At 68.7% G+C, this 5,580-nt stretch carries 5 protein-coding genes; 4 read left to right on the top strand and 1 reads right to left on the bottom strand.

All coding sequences use genetic code 11. The features are described 5' to 3' along the window. Together ABIS05_RS26970 and ABIS05_RS26965 are read left to right on the top strand one after the other, a co-directional pair. The coding region (locus tag ABIS05_RS26970; RefSeq protein ID WP_348012600.1) for a fibronectin type III-like domain-contianing protein at positions 1-436 on the top strand (436 nt) is incomplete at its 5' end. Between the two features lie 25 nt (positions 437-461). Then, positions 462-1,373 carry an alpha/beta hydrolase gene (locus tag ABIS05_RS26965; protein WP_348012599.1) on the top strand — a complete coding sequence of 304 codons (912 nt, stop codon included), beginning with the start codon at positions 462-464 and terminating at the stop codon, positions 1,371-1,373. 63 nt (positions 1,374-1,436) lie between these two features. Here the strand turns inward: ABIS05_RS26965 and ABIS05_RS26960 are convergent, their stop codons facing one another. After that, positions 1,437-3,659, bottom strand: a complete 2,223-nt coding sequence (locus ABIS05_RS26960) for a TonB-dependent receptor domain-containing protein (RefSeq protein WP_348012598.1) — start codon at positions 3,657-3,659, stop codon at positions 1,437-1,439. 250 nt (positions 3,660-3,909) lie between these two features. Here ABIS05_RS26960 and bla point away from each other — a divergent pair, with 250 nt between their 5' ends. Further along, positions 3,910-4,797: a class A beta-lactamase gene (gene bla / locus ABIS05_RS26955; RefSeq protein ID WP_348012597.1), complete on the top strand. Its 888-nt coding sequence runs from the start codon at positions 3,910-3,912 to the stop codon at positions 4,795-4,797. Positions 4,798-4,801: 4 nt separating this feature from the next. Further along, positions 4,802-5,518 carry an AraC family transcriptional regulator gene (locus ABIS05_RS26950; protein ID WP_348012596.1) on the top strand — a complete coding sequence of 239 codons (717 nt, stop codon included), beginning with the start codon at positions 4,802-4,804 and terminating at the stop codon, positions 5,516-5,518. The last annotated feature ends 62 nt before the right edge of the window (positions 5,519-5,580 follow it).

The following is a 5,580-nucleotide window of genomic DNA, read 5'->3' as shown; positions in this document are numbered from 1 at the left end:
CCGCTTCTTCAGCAAGCCGGTGGTCTATCCCTTCGGCCATGGCCTGAGCTATTCGAGCTTCCGCTACGAGCCCATCAAGGTGGAAGTGAACGACGACGGCAAGGAGCCCAGCCTGGTGGTGCGCACGGCGGTCACCAACACCAGCGCGCGCGATGGCGACGAGGTGGCGCAGCTCTACCTCGCTCCGCCGCGCTTCGAGGGCGGCCCGCGCCTGGCGCTGCGCGGCTTTCAGCGCCTTCATCTCAAAGCAGGTGAACGGCGCGAGCTGAGCTTGCGGCTCGATGCGCGCGACCTGAGCTTCGTGGACCGCGACGGCGTGCGCCAGGTCATGCCGGGCAGCTACCGCCTCAGCGTGGGCGGCGGCCAGCCCGACACGGGTGCGCCCGTCGAAAACGCAACGTTCTCGCTGGCGCGGCAGGTACTGCTGCCACGCTGACCCATCAACTCGCTGGACAACGACCATGCAATCACTTCTCTCCACTCTGCTGGCCCTGCTGCTGGCCTTCACCACCACCGCCTTCGCGCAGGACGGCACCATCCACCCGCTGCAGGCGCCCGCCGAGCCGCGCGCCATCCCGCTCGGCACAGGCGGCGTCGACAAGCAGCCCGCCGCCGAGAGCTGGTTCCGCCAATGGGGCGAGCCGATGGTGCGCAACGTCACGAGCGCCACGCTGACGCCCTTCCTGCCCGCGCCTGGCAAGGCCAACGGCGCGGCCGTCCTCGTCGCGCCGGGCGGCGGTTTTCGCTGGCTGTCGATCAACAACGAGGGCTGGAAGGTGGCGCAGGCGCTGGCCGACCAGGGCATCGCCGCCTTCGTGCTCAAGTACCGGCTGCAGCCGACGCCGGATTCGCTCGACGGCTTGCGCGACTCGATGAACCGCATGTTCTCTGCCGCGGGCGACGGCAACCCGCGCTCGCTGGTGCCGGACCTGTCCAATCAGCTGGCGGACGCCGAAGCGGCCTACGCGCTGATCCTGTCGCACGCCAAGGAGTGGGGCGTCGACCCGGGCCGCATCGGCATGGTGGGCTTCTCGGCCGGCGCCGGTCTGACGATGCACAGCACGCTGAACTCCAAGACCATGAAGCTCGCCTTCATCGCCCCGATCTATGGCGGCATGGGCCCGGTCGACGTGCCCAAGGACGCGCCGCCGATGTTCAACGTCATCGCCAGCGACGACTTCCTGTTCAAGGGCCAGTTCGGCGTCGTCAAGTCCTGGTTCGACGCCGGTCGGCCGGTCGAGTTCCATCTCTTCCAGAACGGTGGCCACGGCTTCGGTCTCGGCTACCCGGGCAATACGGCCAACGGCTGGTTTCCGTTGTTCCTGCACTGGCTGGACGTGAACGGCTTGCTGAAGCCCAAGGCGGCACCTTAGCGGCACGGGCGGACCATGAAAAATGCCGCCCGAAGGCGGCGTTAGCGCGTCCGCAGCCGCAGCTCAGAACATCGCCTTGAACTGCACGCCGTACGTGCGCGGGTCGTTGATGAAGCCCGTCAGGTTGTTGAAGTCGATGGCCCCCGTCACGCGGACCTGGTTGGTCACGTTGCGCGCGAAACCGGCCACTTCGTATTTGCCGTTGCCCCACAGGTAACCCACGCGCACGCCGCCTTCGGTCAGGCTCTTTCCCGTGAACTCGGTGGACTCGTACAGGAAGAAGTTGACCTTGGAGCGGTAGGCCCAGTCGGTGTAGACATAGACCTCGTCACCGCTGGCCAGCGGGATGCTCCAGCGGGCGGTGAGGTTGTAGGTCCACTTGGGCGCGTTGGGCAGCGGGTTGCCGTCCACCAGGGCGCTGCCGTTGACGATGGGGTCTCGCACGGTGGGGAAGACGGCAGGCTGGCCAAACGGTGCGGTGTTGAGTGAGCCGCCCGGGGGCACGCCGAGTGCCGCGTCCTTGATCTTGGTGTTGTTCAGCGAGCCGCCGAACGTGACCATGACGTCGGGCGTGATCAGCGCTTCCAGGGTCAGCTCGGCGCCGTTGCCGGTGGCCTTCTTGGCGTTGAGCAGGCGGGTGGCGTTGCTGCTGCCGCCGACGGCGGTGAGCTGCAGGTCCTTCACGGTGTACGTGAACAGCGAGCCGGACAGGCGCAGCGTGCGCTTGAGCAGTTCGCTCTTGAAGCCCACTTCATACGAGTTGACGCTCTCCGCGCCGGCTTGCGACTGGCCCGCGAAAGCCGATGCGTTCTGCATGGACGAGGCGCGGAAGCCGTTGGCGAAGCGGGCGTAGAGGTTGGTGCTCTCGTCCAGCTTGAAGGTGGCCGACAGGTCGCCGCTCCACTTGCCGTCGTCGGTCGCGGCGGTGGTGCCGGTGGACGTGTTGAAGGCGCCGCTGCCCGAGTGGGTGGTGGACAGGTCCTTCTTGTCGCTGGTGTAGCGCAGGCCGGCGCGCAGCTTCAGGCTGGGGCTGACGGCGTAGTTGACCGAACCGAACGCCGCCCAGGCCTTGTTGGTCTGGTGGGTGTAGATGTGGTCGTTGGCGACGTGGGTGGTGACGTTGTAGGTGATGTTGTCGATCGTGTACTTCTCGTCGAAGGCGTACACGCCGGCCTGCCAGCTCATCGGGCCGTCGGTGTTGGACTCGAGGCGCACTTCCTGCGTCCACTGGGCGTGGCCGGCCATGCTGCTGCCGGTTTCAGACTGGAAGGGGATGCCGGGCGCGCCGGCGACGCCACCGTCGATGTCGCCGCGCGACAGCGGCTTGACGTGCTCGCCACCGGTGATCGAGTAGAGGTTCACGCCGGGCAGCGACCACTTCAGGCGCAGGCTGCCGCCGGTCTGCTTGAGGGTCTGCTCGTTGACGCCGCCGAAGGCGACCTTGTCGTCCTGGAAGCCGTCGGCCAGGTCATTGGTGCCGCGCTTGATGGCGTTGGCGCGGAACAGGCGGGGGCTGCCTTCCAGGTCGCGCACATGCACGTTGGCCAGCGCGCTGAACTGCTTGTGCGGTTCGTACAGCACCTGGGCGCGCACGGCGGTGTCGCGGTGGCCCTCGGTCTTGGGCGTGACGGCGCCGGCGGCGGTGTTGTCCACCCAGTCGCTGCGGCGTTGGCTCTGCGCGGAGATGCGGGCGGACCAGTCGCCGGACAGCGGCAGGTTGGCCGCGCCCTCGACGTTGACGGTGCCGTAGTTGCCCAGCGTGACGCTGGCGTAGCCGTCCTGCCGCTGGCTGGGCTTGACCGAGTCGAACTTGACGACGCCGGCCGGCGTGTTGCGGCCGAACAGCGTGCCCTGCGGGCCGGCGACCACTTCAACGGCGGCCGTGTCGAAGATGGGGAAGCCCTTCAGGATGGGGTTCTCCTGGACCACGTCGTCGACGATGACGCTGACGGGCTGCGAGGCATTGAGGCGGAAGTCGGTGTTGCCATAGCCGCGCAGGTAAAAGCGCGGGAAGGCGCGGCCGAAGCTGGACTCGATGTTCAGACTGGGCACGCGGCCCGACAGGAAGCGCAGGTCCTGGCCGCCCGAGGCCAGCACGTCGAGCTTCTCGCCGCTGATCTTGGCGACGGCGTTGGGCACGTCCTTGATGTTCTCGGCACGGCGCTCGGCCGTGATGACGACGGTTTCGAGCTGGCTGCGGTCCTTGGCGGCCGGGGCTTCTTGGGCCAGGGCGGGCAAGGCGGTGCTCAGGGCGAGAGCCAGCAGGCTCAGACGCGGTGCGTTCATCGGACAACGACTCCAGAAAGAAAAAAAAGCGGCCCCAACTGCAGGGCCGGCGGCGATTGTGCGGCGCAGCAAAGCGTGAAATCCCGTCATCTGTCGCGGGTGTTGCGCAAGTCTGACGGGGTAGTCAGTTTCGGGACGGGCGCGGCTGGTGCGCACCGCCGGTGGCGGCACCAGCCTGGGGCGAATCGCGCGCAAGGGGTGCGGAAATAGGGAGACGGCTCAGCGGCGGAGCCGCGACAGAATGCGCGGCATGCAACGCCGCCCGTTTTTCACCCTCCCCCTCACCTTCGCTGCGGGCTCAGTGCTGACGCCGCTGACGGCTCTCGCCGCCCCCACCCGCACTCAGTCACCCGACTTCGCCGCGCTCGAACGCAGCGTGCAGGGGCGGCTGGGCTTCTTCGCCATCGACACCGGCAGCGGCCGCACGCTGGCGCATCGCGCCGACGAGCGCTTCTCGACCGCGTCGACCTTCAAGATCCTGCTGGCCGCCCGTGTGGCCCAGGGCGTGGAGGGTGGGCGCTGGCGCTGGGAGGACGAAGTCCCGCTGCACAGGAGCGAACGCGTGGCCCATTCGCCCGCCTTCGACCGCCTGCTGCCCAAGGGCCACGCCACGCTGGCGGAGCTGGTGCAAGGCATCGTCGTGGAGAGCGACAACCCCTGCGCCAACATCCTGCTGCGCCACTGCTGCGACTCACGCGCCGGCCTGACGATGTGGCTGCGCCAGCAGGGCGACGAGGTTACGCGGCTGGACCGCTTCGAGCTGGAGCTCAACGAGAACGCGCCCGGCGACCCGCGCGACACCAGCACGCCGCGCGCTTTTGCCAAGACGCTGCAGCGCCTGCTGCTGGGCGACGGCCTGACGCGGCCCAACCAGGCGCGGCTGTGGGCCGACCTGCAGGCCTCGCAGACGGGGCTGAAGCGGCTGCGCGCTGGCGTGCCGGATGCGAGCTGGCGCGTCATCGACAAGACGGGCACCGGCTACCGCGGTGCCGTCAACGACGTGGCGCTGGTGTTCCCGCCCGAGGGCCGCTCGCCGTGGGTGGTGGTGGCGCTGCAGTCGGACGCCAAGGCCTCGACGGACGATCTGTCGGCCAACCTGGCTGCAGCGATGCGCCTGCTGGTGAAGGCCTGGGCCTGAGGCCATGACGGCCAACGCCAGCCGGCGCCAATACGAGGCCCGCATGCACCGGGTGCAGGCCCATATCGACCTGCACCTGGACCAGCCGCTGGACCTGCAGGCGCTGGCCGCCGTCGCGCACTTCTCGCCGTTCCACTTCCACCGCCTCTTCCTCGCCTGGACGGGCCGGACGCTGGGCGATTACCTCGCGCGCCGTCGCCTGGAGAAAGGCGCACAGCGGCTGCGGGGCCAGCCGGCGTCCAGCGTGCTGAGCATCGCGCTCGGCGTGGGCTACGGCTCGGCGGAGGCCTTCACGCGGGCGTTCAAGCAGCGCTTCGGCCTGCCACCCACGCAGTGGCGCAATCTCGATCAGGTCGACAGCAATCTGGATCAGGCCGGCGCCGGCCAGGGCGGCGAGCATGGCTTCTCCCACCACCGTGACGAAGGAGACCCCGTGAACATCCGCCTCATCGACCGCCCGCCTGTGCGAATGGGCTATTTGCGCTACCAGGGTGCCTATGGCCCCGCACTCGGCCGCTTCTGGGCCGAGACCTTCACCCCCTGGCTGGCCACGCAGAACCCAGGAGGTTGTCGGGCTTGGGGTCGGGTGCGCGCAGGTGCGAGTTGCGGGGCGAGGCTAGGCGCCGACGAGGCGTGGGGCGGGCCCCCACAACGAGTCGGCAACGCCGAATCGCCCCGCAAATCGCACCGGCCCTTCGGGTTGGGCCTTCAAGGGGGCTGATCCGTCGTTGCAAATGCTCGCTGGGCACTCGGCCCAGCTCCGCTTTGCGCCTAGGCTGAGCC

The organism is Roseateles sp. (assembly GCF_039929605.1).
Taxonomy (GTDB): domain Bacteria; phylum Pseudomonadota; class Gammaproteobacteria; order Burkholderiales; family Burkholderiaceae_C; genus Pelomonas.
Note: the sequence above shows the minus strand (reverse complement) of the source record. Positions and strands in the feature narration are given on the sequence as shown.